The organism is Paraburkholderia sp. RL17-381-BIF-C (assembly GCF_046026435.1).
In the GTDB taxonomy this organism is placed as follows: domain Bacteria; phylum Pseudomonadota; class Gammaproteobacteria; order Burkholderiales; family Burkholderiaceae; genus Paraburkholderia.
Genome location: NZ_JARESX010000074.1, coordinates 1 through 15,285, shown reverse-complemented (window position 1 = coordinate 15,285; position 15,285 = coordinate 1). Strand labels below are relative to the sequence as shown.

The window sequence follows — 15,285 nt, the reverse complement described above, 5'->3', positions numbered from 1 at the left end:
CTCCGCCCCAATAAAGCCGCCGGAGACTTCACCATGAACGCCCCGCTAACGCCCCCGCTACGTGACGCGCTTGCCGACGTATCGCTCGACGATAAATACACACTCGAAAAGGGCCGCGTCTACATGAGCGGCACTCAGGCGCTGGTGCGGTTGCCAATGTTGCAAAAGGCGCGCGACCGCCGCGCCGGCCTGAACACCGCGGGTTATGTGTCCGGCTATCGCGGCTCGCCGCTCGGCGCGCTCGATCAGGGTCTGTGGAAAGCGAAGCAGCATCTGAAGGAACACGACGTCGTGTTTCAGCCGGGGGTGAACGAAGATCTCGCGGCGACCGCCGTGTGGGGTACGCAGCAACTCAATCTCTGGCCGGGCGCCAAGGTCGACGGCGTATTCGGCATGTGGTACGGCAAGGGGCCGGGTGTCGATCGCACCGGCGACGTCTTCAAGCACGCGAATTCGGCCGGCACCGATCCGAACGGCGGCGTGCTCGTGCTGGCGGGTGACGACCATGCGGCGAAGTCGTCGTCGGTCGCGCATCAGTCGGAGCATATGTTCGTGGCCAGCGGCATTCCGGTGCTGTATCCGGCAAGCGTGCAGGAGTATCTGGACTACGGTCTGCACGGCTGGGCCATGAGCCGCTACGCGGGTCTGTGGGTCGCGATGAAATGCGTTACGGACGTGGTCGAATCGAGCGCGTCGATCGACATCGACCCGGACCGTTTGCAGATCGTCCTGCCGGACGACTTCGAGATGCCCGAAGGCGGCCTCAATATCCGCTGGCCCGACCCGCCGCTCACGCAGGAAGCGCGTCTGCTCAACTACAAGTGGTATGCGGCGCTCGCCTACATTCGCGCGAACAGGCTGAACCGCGTGGTGATCGACAGCCCCAACCCACGCCTTGGCATCATGACCGCCGGCAAAGCGTATCTCGACGTACGGCAAGCGCTCGCCGATCTTTCGCTCGACGACGAAACCTGCGCGCGTATCGGCATACGCGTGCTGAAGGTAGGCTGCGTATGGCCGCTCGATGCGCAGAACGCACGCGATTTCGCCACTGGCCTCGACGAGATTCTGGTGGTCGAAGAAAAACGCCAGATTCTGGAATACGCGCTCAAAGAGGAACTTTATAACTGGCGCGACGACGTGCGCCCGAAAGTATTCGGCAAGTTCGACCAGCGCGACGACGAAGGCGGCGAATGGTCCGTGCCGCGCGGGCAGACGCTCTTGCCCGCGCACTACGAGCTGTCGCCGGCCTTGATCGCGAAAGCGATCGCCCGGCGCCTCGCCAAAGCCGATCTGCCAGCGGATCTGCGCGCGCGGATCGAGGCGCGCATTGCCGTGATCGAGGCCAAGGAACGTGAGGCGGCCACGCCGCGTTCCGTGACGGAGCGGCAACCGTGGTTCTGTTCGGGCTGCCCGCACAACACGTCGACTCGCGTGCCGGAAGGCTCGCGCGCACTGGCCGGCATTGGCTGCCACTACATGTCGATGTGGATGGATCGTAACACGGAGACCTTCAGCCAGATGGGTGGCGAAGGTGTTTCGTGGACCGGCCAGATGCATTTCACGAACGAGCGGCACGTATTCGTCAATCTGGGAGACGGCACCTATTTCCATTCCGGCCTGCTCGCGATTCGCGCGTCCATTGCTGCGAGTGCGAACGTTACCTATAAAGTGCTCTACAACGACGCGGTCGCGATGACCGGCGGCCAACCGGTGGACGGCGTGCTCACGGTCCCGCAGATCGCGTTTCAGGTCGTGGCCGAAGGCGCGAAGCATGTGCTGATCGTCACCGACGAGCCTGAGAAATACGACGCGAACGTGCGCCTCCCAGAAGGCGTCAAGGTGTATCACCGCGACGAACTCGACCGGTTGCAGCGCGAGTTGCGCGAGGTGGCGGGTACGTCGATTCTGATCTATGACCAGACGTGTGCGACCGAAAAGCGCCGGCGTCGCAAACGCGGCACCTATCCCGATCCGGCGAAGCGCGCCTTTATCAACGACGCAGTGTGCGAAGGCTGTGGCGATTGCTCGGTGCAATCGAACTGCCTGTCGGTGGAGCCGCTGCAAACGGCGCTCGGCACCAAGCGCAAGATCAACCAGTCGTCGTGCAATAAAGATTTTTCGTGCGTGAAAGGCTTTTGCCCGAGCTTTGTCACGGCGGAAGGCGCGCAGGTGAAGAAGCCCGCCAAGCATGCATCCGCAGCCGCGTTGCCCGATTTCACGGCACTGCCCCGGCCCGCGATTGCGTCACTGTCGAAGCCGTATGGCGTGCTGGTGACAGGTGTCGGCGGAACCGGCGTCGTGACGATCGGCGGCTTGCTCGGCATGGCGGCTCACCTCGAAAACAAAGGCGTCACCGTGCTCGATATGGCTGGGCTCGCGCAGAAAGGCGGCGCCGTGCTCAGTCATGTGCAGATCGCCGCGACACCCGAACAATTGCACGCCACGCGGATCGCAGCCGGTGAAGCACGCCTGATTCTGGGCTGCGACGCGATCGTCTCCGCTTCCGCTGAAGTGCTGGCACGCACGCAACGCAGCGTGACAAAAGCAGCGATCAACAGCGGCGCCACGCCGACTGCGCAATTCGTGCGGGATCCGCACTGGCGCTTTCCGGCCGAGCAGACGCAACTGGATCTGCGCGCGAGCATCGGCGAAGACAGCGACTTTATCGACGCCAATCGTCTCGCGCTCGCACTGCTAGGCGACACGCTCTATGCCAATCCTCTGTTGCTCGGCTTTGCATGGCAACGCGGCTGGCTGCCGCTTAGTTACGAAAGTCTCGATCGCGCGATCGAACTGAATGGCGTGGCCGTCGAAAAAAATCGTCTGGCGTTTGCATGGGGACGCTATGTCGCACAGCACGGTGAAGCAGGAGTGGACGCTTTCGCGCCATCGAGCGGCGCGCAGCAGGCCATTGTCGTGCAGATGCCGGAATCGCTGGACCGGCTGATCGAGCGTCACGTCGAGCAGCTGAGTCGCTATCAGAACCCGCGCTATGCGGCGCGCTATGTTGAAGCCGTCCAACGTCTGCGCGCGAAGGAAACGGCTGTCATGGGTGGGGCGAAACCGCGCCTCACACCGGTCGTCGCGCGCAACCTGGCGAAACTGATGACCTATAAGGACGAGTATGAAGTCGCCCGTCTCTATGCAGATCCGGCTTACATGGACAAGTTGCGCGCACAGTTCGAAGGCGAACCGGGTCGCGATTACAAGCTCGCGTTCCATCTCGCGCCGCCATTGCTCGCCAAACGCGATGAACACGGCCACCTGAAGAAACAACGATTCGGGCAATGGACGCTCACCATGTTCCGCGTACTCGAAAAATTCCGATTCCTGCGCGGCACGGCGTTCGACGTCTTCGGCAAGACGGAGGAACGGCGCAATGAACGTGAGTTGATCGAGCAGTACTTCACGCTGATCGACGAATTCTGCGTAACGCTCGACACCGCCCGATTCGATGCAGCGATGAAGCTCGCCAATCTGCCCGACGAGATTCGCGGTTTCGGTCACGTCAAGGAGCGCAACGTGCTCGCCGCGGCGAGTAAGCGCGAACGCTGGCTTGCCGAATACCGGAGCGATGCGGCCAACATGTCACCCGTTTCATCTTCCTCACTTTTCGAAAAAGCGATATGAACACGAACATGCACGACCGTGACGGCGTAATCTGGCTCGATGGCGAACTGGTGCAGTGGCGCGACGCGCAACTTCACTTTCTGACTCATTCGCTCCACTACGGCATGGCGGTATTCGAAGGCGTCAGAGCGTACGAAACCGCTGCGGGACCGGCGATCTTCCGGCTCGACGACCATACGAAACGACTCTTCAATTCCGCGAAGATCTTCGAAATGGCCGTGCCCTTCAGCTTCGAAACGATTCGCGAGGCTCAGTTGGAAGTAGTGCGCCGCAATCGGCTGACGTCGTGCTATCTGCGCCCGCTTGTCTGGCTCGGCAGCGAACAGATGGGCCTCGGTGCGCGCGGCAATACGGTTCATGTGGGCATCGCCGCATGGCCTTGGGGCAGCTATCTCGGCGAGGAGGGCCTCACGCGCGGCATTCGTGTCAAGACTTCGTCGCTGTCGCGCCACCACGTGAATGTGTCGCTGGTGCGCGCCAAGGCGAGCGGCTATTACATCAATTCGATCCTGGCCAATCGCGAAGTCACCCGCAATGGTTACGACGAAGCGCTGCTGCTCGATACGGAAGGCTATGTGTCCGAGGGAGCAGGCGAAAACGTCTTCATCGTGCGCAATGGCGTGTTGTATACGCCGGACCTTGCCTCGTGCCTCGACGGCATCACGCGTGCGTCGGTCATGGAAATCGCACGGGATCAGGGCCTTCAGGTCGTCGAAAAACGCATTACCCGCGACGAAATGTACTGCGCCGACGAAGCCTTCTTCACGGGCACGGCAGCGGAGGTCACGCCCATTCGTGAACTCGACGATCGCGTGATCGGCAACGGCGAGCGCGGACCAATCACCGCGTCGCTGCAGGAAACGTTCTTCGCCGCGGTGGCCGGCAAGTCGGAGCGCTACGCGCACTGGCTCACGCACGTGGCCCGCTAAACTCGATATTTGCACGGGCCGGGCGCCGCCGCGCCGCCCCCGGCCTACCTACGACACCGGACCATCATGCCCGACTCTTCGTCATCAGAACGCCTTTCCGCCGGCGCAATGCCCGTGCTGCGCGTCGTGCCCCAACCGTCGAGTGCCAATGTACACGGCGATGTGTTCGGCGGCTGGATCATGTCACACGTCGATATCGCCGGATCGATTCCCGCCAGCCGGCGCGCGAACGGACGCGTCGTCACCATCGCCGTCAATTCGTTCACGTTCAGGCAGCCCGTTTTTATCGGCGACCTGCTGAGCTTCTACGCGAATATCGTCCGCGAGGGACGTACGTCGATCACCGTCAACGTGGAAGTGTTCGCGCAGCGCATGGGCATGGCCGCGGACGTCGTCAAGGTGACGGAGGCCACGCTGACCTTTGTCGCTACCGACTCGGCGCGAAAGCCACGCCCCTTGCCGCCCATTGAAGCCGTTTGACGCTGTTTGAGGCCGTTTCCGCACCTTCTGCCACGCCGTCCCTATACGTGGCCTTGCCGGTTCCCATCGGCTAACTGTAGCGGGCCGCTCCTTACGGCCCCCAGCTCGCCGACAACATTGAATTGTCACGCCCGACGCGTTTGGCATCGTGCCAACGTGACTGAAATCAAGGCAGCAGGTCACATCTAAAAACGACCGCTCACCTGCACCTTGCGCGGCAAACCGCCGACCGGGTGTCTCTTGACCCAGATCAAGAGCGACGCTTAGAGCGCCGCTAAAGTCACATTCACGACACTTGTTGCGCCGCACAATCATGGAGCATAAAACGCTCCGTCCGCCCGCGATGTCGTCGTGCCAGCAATTGCTGCTGTCACCGACACAAGTCGCCCCGGCGCGGCTCTTCCGTCATAGCTATCCCGCTGTCGTCAGTTCGTTCGGCCATGTCGCCGTGCGCACAGGGCAATCAAAAGGAATTCAGATGGACACTCGCTCCAGGTTGGCTCCCGCAGGCAATCACACACTGCCCGACAGATCCGCCGCCTCCGCTTCAGCCGCGCCCTTCCGGGAACTGGATCACGCCAAAGAGGCGATGATCGCGCGATTGACGGCGGGCCTGTCGCCGGCCGCGTTGGGCGCGGCATTCTCCGACTGGCTTATCCATCTCGCGGCGGCACCCGGCAAGCAACTGGAACTCGCGTCGCTTTGGGTATTGAACACACGGCGTCTCGCCGACTATTGCGCCCATGTCTCTTCCGGCGCATACGCTCCCTTGCCGGCGGAGCCGTCGCCGAAAGACGATCGCTTTCGTGCCGACGTGTGGCAGACCGAACCCTACCGGCTGTGGCAACAGACATTCCTGCTCGCCGAGCAATGGTGGAATACCGCAACGCGCGAAGTGCCCGGTACCACGCGTCACCATGAAGACGTCGTGTCGTTCGTCGCGCGACAGTTGCTCGATATGCTGGCGCCTACCAACTTTCCGCTCACCAACCCGGAGGTATTCCAGCGCGCTATGTCGACAGCGGGCCTGAGCCTGGTTCAAGGTGCGGGCAACGCACTCGAAGACGCCACGCGCCAGGCGAGCGGCATGCCGCCTGCCGGACTGGAGCAGTTCAAGGTGGGCGTCAATCTGGCCGTCACGCCGGGCAAGGTCGTGTTTCGCAATCACCTGATCGAACTGATTCAGTACAGCCCCACGACTGACGAGGTGATCGCCGAACCTGTGCTGATCGTCCCCGCCTGGATCATGAAGTACTACATCCTGGACCTGTCGCCGCAAAACTCGCTGATCCGTTATCTGGTCGGACAGGGACACACCGTATTCTGCATTTCGTGGCGCAACGTCGACGCCGACGACCGCGACCTCAGTCTCGAGGATTACCGGCAACTCGGTGTCATGGCCGCGCTCGACACCGTCTCGAAGATCGTCCCGGATCACAAGATCCACGCAACCGGCTATTGCCTCGGCGGCACGCTGCTGTCGATTGCTGCGGCAGCAATGGCAGGCTCGGGCGATCATCGGCTGGCATCGGTCACGCTGTTCGCGGCGCAAACGGATTTCACCGAGCCGGGCGAATTGCAACTCTTCATCGACGACAGCGAAGTCTATTTCCTCGAAAGCATGATGTGGTCGCAAGGCTATCTCGATGCCCGTCAAATGGCCGGTGCGTTCCAGCTCCTGCAATCGAACGATCTGATCTGGTCGCGCATCGTGCACGATTACCTGCTGGGCGAGCGCGCCCCGATGATCGATCTGATGGCCTGGAACGCGGACGCCACCCGCATGCCGTACCGGATGCACTCGGAATATCTGCGTCAACTTTTCCTCGACAACGACCTCGCCTCCGGCCGATATCAGGTCGACGCGCGCCCGATCTCGATTCGCAACATCCGGGCGCCGATGTTCGTGGTGGGCACCGAACGCGATCATATCGCGCCGTGGCGATCGGTCTACAAGATTCACGATCTTGCCGACACGGCAATCACCTTCGTGCTGACGAGCGGCGGTCATAACGCCGGGATTGTCAGCGAACCGGGCCACCCGCACCGGCAATTCAGAATCAAGGAGACCGCCGCCGACGATCTGCTCGTGAGCCCCGACGAATGGATGGCCGCCGCCACCCAACAGGAAGGCTCGTGGTGGCCCGTCTGGTCCGACTGGCTCAAGGCCCGATCGAGTCCCGAGCGGGTCGCGCCGCCGGCCATCGGCACCGAGCCGGGCGCGCACGCGCTTGCGGATGCGCCAGGCACCTACGTTTTCCAGCACTGAGGGGGCACTCGTGAACGATCTTCAGTTGCATAACCGTACCTTCGACGAACTGGCGATTGGTGAATCCGCCTCGCTCGTGCGGACAGCGGGGCAGCTCGACATCGATCTGTTCGCCGCCGTGTCGGGCGACGTCAATCCCGCGCACACCGACGCGACCTTCGCGTCGAGCGACATGTTCGGCCATATCGTCGTGCACGGCATGTGGACCGGCGCGCTGATCTCCGCGCTGCTCGGCACGCGGCTGCCGGGCCCTGGCACCATCTATCTGGATCAGGACCTGCAGTTTCGCCATCCGGTCACGCCGGGCGACACGATCACCGCCACGGTGACGGTAAAGGAAAAGCGCCCCGACAAGCGGATCGTGCTGCTCGACACGCGCTGCACGAACCAGAAGGGCGACATTGTCCTGCTCGGCACGGCCACGGTGATTGCGCCGTCTACCCCGATTGTCTGGCATCCCTCCCCGCAGCCTGAAGTGTCCGTGCGCCGCCACGACCGTTACGAGGCGTTCATTCGTGAAGCGCGCACCCATACCGCACTGCGCACAGCCGTCGTGCACCCGTGTTCACCGGACGTCATTCAGGCAGTCCTTGAGGCGCGTGACGCAGGCTTGCTCGATCCCCTACTCATCGGACCCGAAGCGAAGATCCGCGCCGCCGCCGAGGCCGCCAACGTGAGTCTCGACGGCATCACGATCGAAGCGGTGGCGCATAGTCACGCCGCCGCCGCTCGCGCCGTCGAGTTGGGCGCAGCCGGCAAGGTTGCCGCATTGATGAAAGGCAGCCTGCATACCGATGAACTGCTCTCGGCGGTCGTCGCCGCCGGATCGGGCCTGCGGACCGGCCGACGGATCAGCCATGTCTATGCCATGGACATCCCCGCTTACTCCAAGCCGCTGATCGTTACCGACGCGGCGGTCAATATCTCGCCGACCCTCGCGCAAAAGCGCGATATCTGCCAGAACGCGATCGACCTGCTGCATGTTCTGGGCATCGAGCAGCCGCGGGTCGCCGTGCTCGCCGCGGTTGAAACCGTTAATCCGGCAATGCCGACCACGCTCGACGCGGCGGCGCTTACCGTGATGGCCGCACGCGGCCAGATAACCGGTGCGCTTGTCGACGGCCCGCTCGCCTTTGACAACGCGATCAGCCTTGCCGCGGCGCAGACGAAAGGGGTTCACTCGCCGGTGGCCGGTCAGGCGGACATCCTGCTGGTTCCGGATCTCGAGGCGGGCAATATGCTGGCGAAGCAGCTAGTCTATTTCGCCGGAGCCGACGCCGCAGGGCTCATTGTCGGCGCGCGACTGCCGATTATCCTGACGAGCCGCGCCGATAGCCTGCGGGTGCGCCTCGCATCGGTCGCGCTGGCGAGGCTCGTCGCCGAAAGCAGCCTTGGCGATCTGCTCGAATCATGAACGCCCCACTGCTCCTCACATTCAACCCCGGCTCTTCGACGGTCAAGATCGGGTTGTTCCGCGTGGTCGCCGGTGAAGCCGTGAGAATCGGCCAGGGCATGATCGACTTCCGGCACCAACCGTTGCAGTTGCATCTCGTGAACGACGGCAAGACGACGGACATCGCACTGCAATCCGCCGTCACCGACGATCTGCACGACGTGCTCGACGAAACGCTCGGCTGGTTCGCCACGCACTTTTCGCTCGACGATCTCGTTTCAGTCGGTCATCGCGTCGTGCATGGCGGCGATCGCTTCGCCGGTCCCGTCGCCATTACAGACGAAACGCTGGAGGCCATTACCGCGCTGGTCCCGCTTGCGCCGTTGCATCAGCCTCAGAGCGTCCGGTTGATCAAAGCGATTCGGCACCTGCGGCCTCATCTGCTGCAGGCCGCGTCGTTCGACACGGCATTTCATCGCACGCAGTCGGCTCTCGTCCAACGTTTCGCGATTCCACGCGGACTCTTCGACAAAGGCATCAAGCGCTACGGCTTTCACGGTCTGTCATATCAATTCATTCGCGGCCAGCTCGAACTTCAGTTCCCGCCACTCGCACGCGGCAAGGTCATCGCCGCGCACCTGGGCAGCGGCGCAAGCCTGTGCGCATTCGAGGCCGGCGCAAGTCGCGATTCGAGCATGGGTTTCTCGACACTCGACGGCATTCCCATGGCGACGCGATGTGGTGCGCTCGACGCCGGCGTCGTGCTTCACCTGCTCGAACAGGGTCTCAGCGTCAGCGAGGTCGAGCATATGCTGTATGAGCAGTCCGGCCTGCTCGGTGTATCCGGCATCAGTGCGGACAGCCGCGAACTGCAGGCAAGCCACCGCCCGGAAGCCCGCGAAGCGCTCGATCTGTTCGCTTTTCGTATTGCGGGCGAGGTCGCGCGGCTTGCCACCACACTCGGCGGCCTGGAGAGTCTGGTCTTCACAGCCGGGATCGGCGAGCATCAACCCGAAGTGCGACTTGCCGTATGCGAGCGCCTCGCGTGGCTGGGCGTCGAACTCGATCGCGATGCGAACGACAGCAATGCGCGTGTGATCAGCAGCGCCCGCAGCCAGATCACGGTCCTAGTGCTGCCGACCGATGAAGAGCAGATCATCGCCAACGAGGCTATTGCGGTACTACATCGCGAGGCAATGAAATCATGAATTCCATCATCGATCTTTCCGGCAAGCGGGGGCTGGTTGTCGGCATCGCGAACGAGCACAGCATCGCCGCGGGCTGTGCGAAGCTGTTTCGAGCAGCCGGTGCGGAACTGGCGGTCACTTATCTGAACGACAAGGCCGAACCGTTCGTCCGCCCGGTTGCCGAGGCGCTTCATTCAACTCTCGTGATGCCATGCGACGTGCGCGTTGCGGGCCAGCTGGAAGCCGTTTTCGAACGGATCGCGAAAGAGTGGGGACGGCTCGACTTCGTGCTCCATTCAATCGCCTTCGCCCCCGCCGACGACCTGCACGCGAGCCTCGTCGACTGTTCGGCCGAAGGTTTCGCACTCGCGATGGACGTGTCTTGCCATTCGTTTATCCGCATGACGAGACTTGCGCTCCCATTAATGCCCGATGGCGGCAGCCTGATGACCGTAAGCTTTTTAGGCGCCGAACGCGCGGTCGATCATTACAACGTGATGGGGCCTGTCAAGGCCGCGCTCGAATCGAGCGTGCGCTATCTTGCTGTCGAACTGGCGGAGCGTCGTGTCCACGTCCACGCCATTTCAGCCGGCGCGGTCAAAACTCGCGCCGCGTCCGGCATCGACCATTTCGATGCGTTGCTCGACGACGTCCGCACGCATACGCCCGCGCAGCATCTCGTCACGATCGACGAGATCGGCCGGATTGCAGCCGTGCTCGCGAGCGAGGCGGGCATGACGCTGACTGGATCCACTATTTACGCCGACGCGGGCTTTCATGTCACCGCGTGAGCCGATCGAGCCCGTAAACGGTGCTCATCCAGATCATGGGCCTCACACGGCTCTCACTACATACAAGCTTTCCAAAAGGAGCATGCGATGACAAGAACGGCACTGATTACCGGCGGAGTAAGTGGAATCGGCGCGGCAACCGCGCGACAGTTGAAGAGCGCCGGCTATTCGGTGATTGCCAACTACTTCGGAAACGATGCCGAAGCCGATGCGTTTTATAAGGAAACGGGCATTCCCGTGTTCGGCTGGAACGTGGCCGACTTTGATGACACTCAGCAAGCGATTGCCAAGGTCGTCGCGCAATCGGGGCCGATCGACGTGCTCGTGAACAATGCCGGCATCACCCGTGACAGCACGCTGCACAAAATGACGCTGGAGCAATGGCGTAGTGTGATCGACGTGGATCTGGGCGGTTGTTTCAACACATGCCGGGCCGTCATAGAAAGCATGCGTGAGCGCCGCTTTGGGCGGATCGTGAATATCAGTTCGGTCAATGCGCTTTCCGGGCAATTCGGCCAGACCAACTATGGCGCCGCCAAAGCAGGGCTTATCGGTTTCACCAAGTCGCTCGCGCTCGAAGGCGCATCGCGCGGCATTACCGCTAACGTGATTGCCCCAGGCTATACCGATACGGGCATGGTGCATGGTGTGCCGGATGACATTCTCAAAGCGATTGTCAGCGGCGTGCCCGCGGGACGACTGGCAACGTCGGATGAAATCGCGCGCGGCGTCCTCTTCCTTGTTGCCGATGACGCTGCTTTCATCAATGGCGCCACGCTGTCGATCAACGGTGGCAAATATATGGCGTGAGAGTTGCGATGCTGTCGCATTGGCAGGACAACTGCCGCTGCGGACGCATCGCCGGATCTCCTTCTCCGCGATGCGCCCGCTTCGTTGCAAACGGTATGGCTATCCGATCGTCAATTCGTCGTTGACCGCGTGCACGCCGGGTGCCGCCCACGCCGCTCCGCGCGCGATCGATCGCTCGGCATAGGAGCCGACCTTTCCGGTCAGCGTGACCGTGCCGTCACTCACGCTGACGCCGATGCGATTCGCTTCGCGCTCGACATGCCGAACGAGCGCTTTGCGGATACTGTCAGCAATATCGTCACCCGCCGGATTCTCGTGCACAGCGATGAGATTCGAAACCCCCGTCACACCACGCATAGGGTTGATCATGCGCGTGGCGAGATGACGCTGATAGGCCCGCTCGAGCTTGCCTCGCAATGTTACCCATCCATTGTCGACCTGAACCTGCACGTGGACATCCGATACGCCCACGGTCCACTTCAGGATCGACCGGACAGCGTTCGCAATGTCCTCGTCCGTTCTTTCATCTCCGTGCGGCAGGCGGATATCCATTCTGACCGTCACCGCTTTCACGCCCGCCACGCGTTTTGCCGCCTTCTCGGCGGCCAGCTTTTCCGCATAGCTCGTGGGATGGCCGGACAGCGTGACAACCCGGTCTTTCACCTCGACGTCGATGTCAGCTAGCGACACCGCAGGATCCCACGCCAACTCGTCTGCAACTTCTGCCTCCAACTGCTTGTCCGTTTTCATTGCGCTCTCCTGTCAGTTCCATGTGCTCATCTGCCACTTGCAATTCATGATGCCGCTCGCAATAGTTCGTTTCCATGGTTCGTCGCCTTCAAAGGGTGGGATAGCAGGCTCCTCACGCCACCTTTGAATGGACATACGGCCCGCGTCCTGGAGATCCAGCCGCGCGCATTACCATGACACTTCTCTAGCGCCGTTGAGCATGCCGATAGCGGGCATGCATGGCGCGAAACCCCAACGTCAACGCAAGCGCTGCATCTACCGCCATCAGCGACAAAAGGGATACGTAGCCGATCAACTGCGTGAATTCGTCGGTACGATCCTGCCCGATCGATGTGATGTACGCGCGCGTGTTATCTGTCGCGTCGGCCGATGTCGTTCGATACAGGAAGAAAGATCGGCAGATATCGTCGTCCGGCTGCCTTGCCGGCAACAGTGAACCGGCCGCAACGCTGCGCACCCCGGCACACTCGGGCGCCACCATGCCGGCCATGACCGCCGTGTCCAGCGGATGGTCATAGACGGAACCCGTCCACGTTACAGCGACCACGAGCAGTGCGCTCAAGGCGACGAACTGAAACGACCGGATCCACCGTCGATGCCGGGTGCGTTCAGGTTCAAGCGCGTAGTTCATCGGACCCTCCGGCGCTTCGTCGCGAAGCGCTACTCAACTTAGGGTAGCTTTCGAAGCAGCTGCTCCAGTTGAGGTACATCAATCCCTGACTAGAGCGCGTCGGCGTCCGGATGAGCGTTCTGCGGCCTATCGTTGAATCAACGAGCCGCAGTGAGCACCTATGCACACTTGAACCCGTTTTTTTGCGAGCGCATCATGTCACTTCAGAACACCAGCCGCCCACAATGGCTCACTTTCGACTGCTACGGTACATTGATTCAATGGGATAAAGGCCTGCGGGCCGCCGTCGGCGAAATGCTCCGGCGCAAGCACGGCAGCCACGTCGACCCGGCAAGACTAACGGGGCGTTCATTGCTGCCCGACTACACGCGGGACGCAACGCTCGCGACACTCGATCAGGTGCCGACACTGTTCACTACACCCGGTTGGTAAATTTCAGGGGCAACGATCATGGCGCATACACTCTTATCCACCGGCTCCACGGCGGCGTCACGCAACGTGCGACTCGATGCAGACGCAGTGATGCAGGCCCGTATCGAACTGGCCGCCTGTTTTCAGCTCGCCGCGCGGCATGGCCTGGAGGAAGGGATTTGCAATCACTTCTCGGCCGTTGTGCCAGGCCACGATGATCTGTTTTTCGTGAATCCGTATGGCTACGCGTTCGCCGAAATCACCGCGTCGCGACTTCTGGTTTGCGATTTCGACGGACATGTTGTCGACGGTGAGGGCAAGCCTGAAGCGACTGCGTTCTATATTCATGCGCGGGTACACCGGTTGATGCCACGCGTGAAGGCTGCGTTTCACACGCATATGCCGAATGCCACTGCGCTGTGTCTGCTGGAGGGTCCGCCGCTGCGGTGGCTCGGGCAGACGGCGTTGAAGTTTTACGGCCGCACGGCCGTCGATGAGCAGTACAACGGCCTGGCACTGGACGACTCGGAAGGCGACCGGATCGCCGCCGCGATGGGCGAGGCCGACATCCTGTTCCTCAAGAATCACGGTGTGATGGTGGCGGGGGCGAGCATCGCGGAAGCATGGGACGACCTGTACTACCTGGAGCGCGCCGCAGAGGTGCAGCTCAAAGCGATGGGATCCAATCAGGCACTCAAGCCCGTGCCGCATGATGTCGCGCAGCGCGCTTACGAGCAAATGCGTCTTGGCGATAAAGAAAGCGCTCGCGCGCACCTCGACAGCGGTATGCGGGAACTACGCAGGTACGGAATTGCGTTCGACAAGTAAGTCCTGCTCCACGAAACAGCAGCAGGTTGATCCGCCGCTCCGCAGTAGAATAAATGTCTCTCGTGCGCGTCGAATACAGAGCGCTATGAAAACCCGTACACGGTTCGCCACGGCGATACTGGCTGTGGCCGTCGTCATCGCGTTGCTCGTCGTCCCACTGCCTCGGCAGGTTGGGTTCGACACGCATATCGTGACGGTTGCGTCCATTCAGCGCCCTCCCAACGTCGTGTTCGACTACGTCACGACCCCGGCTCACTGGCCGGACTGGCATCCGTCATCGCTCGCGGTCAGCGGCTCGGCCGACCATTCGCTCAATCCGGGCGAGCAGGTGACGGAGGACTTCCGTGTAGCGGGCAGGCGCGGCCGCGTCGTATGGACAGTCATTGCGCGGGAGCCTCCGGGCAAGTGGACGATAGAAGGGAAGATCGACGGCAGACCGGCAGGCACTGTCACCTATTCGCTGACATCGAGCGGAAGCGGAACCCGCTTCCAACGTGAATTCACGTATCGCGCGCCTTCGTTGTGGTTCGCGATTCTTAACTGGCTCGTGCTGCGCGCGCGGATTCAACTGGAGTCCGACACGGCGGTTTCGCAGCTAAAGCGCCTTCTGGAAGCAGCGCAGCATTAGCCGACTCGCTCGGCGGGTGTGGCGGCTTGCGGTTTCGCGGCCGGCGGCGATCGGCGGATACGCTAGGCAAGCAGTGTTTTAACCAGCGCGTTTGTCGAGGGCGCGTCGAACTTCTTCAACAACTTCCCACGAAAGACCTCCACGGTGCGAGGACTGATTCCCAGCGCGATTCCGATCTCCTTCGCGGTCTGGTTCTGGATCAGCAGTGCCGCCACATCGCGCTCGCGCCTGGTCATTGAATTCTTGGCGTCCGCAATCAGCTTGTTGGCGGAACTTGCACCGCCCGACAGGCTCGTTGCGACACCCATCTCCGAGAAGAACCACAGCGCCTCGCGATACGGGTCGTCCCGGTGTTCACTGACACCCGTCACGTTGACCCAGAAAAGTTCGCCGTCGACACGCTGCATGGCGCGCGGCTCCGCGATGCGGCCGAACTTCTTCAGCGCCGGAATCACGCGTGCCCCGAACCGTTCGAACGCTACCTGATTGGGGTAAAGCATTCGGACTGACTGCCCTATCAGGGTCTCGCTCGTGGCGCGAAACAT

At 62.0% G+C, this 15,285-nt stretch carries 13 protein-coding genes and 1 pseudogene; 11 read left to right on the top strand and 3 right to left on the bottom strand.

Features of this window, described 5'->3' with window-relative positions; genetic code table 11:
• Window positions 1-33 precede the first annotated feature (33 nt).
• The 8 genes from P0D70_RS30275 to phbB all read left to right on the top strand — a co-directional run bounded on the left by P0D70_RS30275 (window position 34) and on the right by phbB (window position 11,492).
• Window positions 34-3,633, top strand: a complete 3,600-nt coding sequence (locus P0D70_RS30275) for an indolepyruvate ferredoxin oxidoreductase family protein (protein WP_408187200.1) — start codon at window positions 34-36, stop codon at window positions 3,631-3,633.
• Complete coding sequence (locus P0D70_RS30270) at window positions 3,630-4,562, top strand: branched-chain amino acid transaminase (RefSeq protein WP_408187187.1); 933 nt, start codon at window positions 3,630-3,632, stop codon at window positions 4,560-4,562. Before P0D70_RS30275 ends, P0D70_RS30270 begins: the two co-directional genes overlap by 4 nt.
• Window positions 4,563-4,628: 66 nt before the next feature.
• Window positions 4,629-5,042, top strand: a complete 414-nt coding sequence (locus tag P0D70_RS30265; RefSeq protein WP_408187186.1) for an acyl-CoA thioesterase — start codon at window positions 4,629-4,631, stop codon at window positions 5,040-5,042.
• Window positions 5,043-5,520: 478 nt separating this feature from the next.
• Window positions 5,521-7,311 (top strand): PHA/PHB synthase family protein, encoded by a 1,791-nt coding sequence (locus tag P0D70_RS30260; protein WP_408187185.1) that lies wholly within the window; start codon window positions 5,521-5,523, stop codon window positions 7,309-7,311.
• Window positions 7,280-8,725 (top strand): bifunctional enoyl-CoA hydratase/phosphate acetyltransferase, encoded by a 1,446-nt coding sequence (locus tag P0D70_RS30255; protein WP_408187184.1) that lies wholly within the window; start codon window positions 7,280-7,282, stop codon window positions 8,723-8,725. Before P0D70_RS30260 ends, P0D70_RS30255 begins: the two co-directional genes overlap by 32 nt.
• Complete coding sequence (locus P0D70_RS30250) at window positions 8,722-9,912, top strand: acetate/propionate family kinase (RefSeq protein ID WP_408187183.1); 1,191 nt, start codon at window positions 8,722-8,724, stop codon at window positions 9,910-9,912. The genes P0D70_RS30255 and P0D70_RS30250 overlap by 4 nt, the downstream gene beginning before the upstream one ends.
• Window positions 9,913-9,920: 8 nt before the next feature.
• Window positions 9,921-10,682 (top strand): enoyl-ACP reductase FabI, encoded by a 762-nt coding sequence (fabI, locus tag P0D70_RS30245; RefSeq protein ID WP_408187199.1) that lies wholly within the window; start codon window positions 9,921-9,923, stop codon window positions 10,680-10,682.
• 87 nt (window positions 10,683-10,769) lie between these two features.
• A complete protein-coding gene (phbB, locus tag P0D70_RS30240) occupies window positions 10,770-11,492 on the top strand; it encodes an acetoacetyl-CoA reductase (protein ID WP_408187182.1) in 723 nt (240 codons plus the stop codon).
• A 99-nt stretch (window positions 11,493-11,591) separates the two neighbouring features.
• Here the strand turns inward: phbB and P0D70_RS30235 are convergent, their stop codons facing one another.
• Window positions 11,592-12,242, bottom strand: coding sequence for a BON domain-containing protein (locus tag P0D70_RS30235; protein WP_091805926.1), 651 nt, complete (start codon window positions 12,240-12,242; stop codon window positions 11,592-11,594).
• Between the two features lie 184 nt (window positions 12,243-12,426).
• Entirely contained in the window at window positions 12,427-12,873 is a 447-nt protein-coding gene (locus P0D70_RS30230) for a hypothetical protein (protein WP_408187181.1), read from the bottom strand.
• Window positions 12,874-13,068: 195 nt separating this feature from the next.
• Between P0D70_RS30230 and P0D70_RS30225 the strand changes: the two are divergent.
• From P0D70_RS30225 to P0D70_RS30215, 3 genes and pseudogenes are all read left to right on the top strand, one after another.
• A pseudogene (locus P0D70_RS30225) lies at window positions 13,069-13,212 on the top strand (haloacid dehalogenase type II); the annotation flags it as partial.
• Between the two features lie 111 nt (window positions 13,213-13,323).
• Entirely contained in the window at window positions 13,324-14,112 is a 789-nt protein-coding gene (locus P0D70_RS30220) for an aldolase (protein WP_408187180.1), read from the top strand.
• 85 nt (window positions 14,113-14,197) lie between these two features.
• On the top strand, window positions 14,198-14,740 hold the full coding sequence (locus P0D70_RS30215; protein ID WP_408187179.1) for an SRPBCC family protein: 543 nt from the start codon (window positions 14,198-14,200) through the stop codon (window positions 14,738-14,740).
• A gap of 62 nt (window positions 14,741-14,802) precedes the next feature.
• Here the strand turns inward: P0D70_RS30215 and P0D70_RS30210 are convergent.
• On the bottom strand, window positions 14,803-15,285 hold a 483-nt coding region (locus P0D70_RS30210), incomplete at its 5' end, for a LuxR C-terminal-related transcriptional regulator (RefSeq protein WP_408187178.1).

Coding starts and splice junctions, on each gene's coding strand:
- P0D70_RS30275 (WP_408187200.1), top strand. CDS start 34: ATGAACGCCCCGCTAACGCCCCCGCTACGTGACGCGCTTGCCGACGTA.
- P0D70_RS30230 (WP_408187181.1), bottom strand. CDS start 12,873: ATGAACTACGCGCTTGAACCTGAACGCACCCGGCATCGACGGTGGATC.
- P0D70_RS30220 (WP_408187180.1), top strand. CDS start 13,324: ATGGCGCATACACTCTTATCCACCGGCTCCACGGCGGCGTCACGCAAC.
- phbB (WP_408187182.1), top strand. CDS start 10,770: ATGACAAGAACGGCACTGATTACCGGCGGAGTAAGTGGAATCGGCGCG.
- P0D70_RS30260 (WP_408187185.1), top strand. CDS start 5,521: ATGGACACTCGCTCCAGGTTGGCTCCCGCAGGCAATCACACACTGCCC.
- P0D70_RS30250 (WP_408187183.1), top strand. CDS start 8,722: ATGAACGCCCCACTGCTCCTCACATTCAACCCCGGCTCTTCGACGGTC.
- P0D70_RS30215 (WP_408187179.1), top strand. CDS start 14,198: ATGAAAACCCGTACACGGTTCGCCACGGCGATACTGGCTGTGGCCGTC.
- P0D70_RS30270 (WP_408187187.1), top strand. CDS start 3,630: ATGAACACGAACATGCACGACCGTGACGGCGTAATCTGGCTCGATGGC.
- P0D70_RS30235 (WP_091805926.1), bottom strand. CDS start 12,242: ATGAAAACGGACAAGCAGTTGGAGGCAGAAGTTGCAGACGAGTTGGCG.
- P0D70_RS30255 (WP_408187184.1), top strand. CDS start 7,280: ATGCGCCAGGCACCTACGTTTTCCAGCACTGAGGGGGCACTCGTGAAC.
- P0D70_RS30265 (WP_408187186.1), top strand. CDS start 4,629: ATGCCCGACTCTTCGTCATCAGAACGCCTTTCCGCCGGCGCAATGCCC.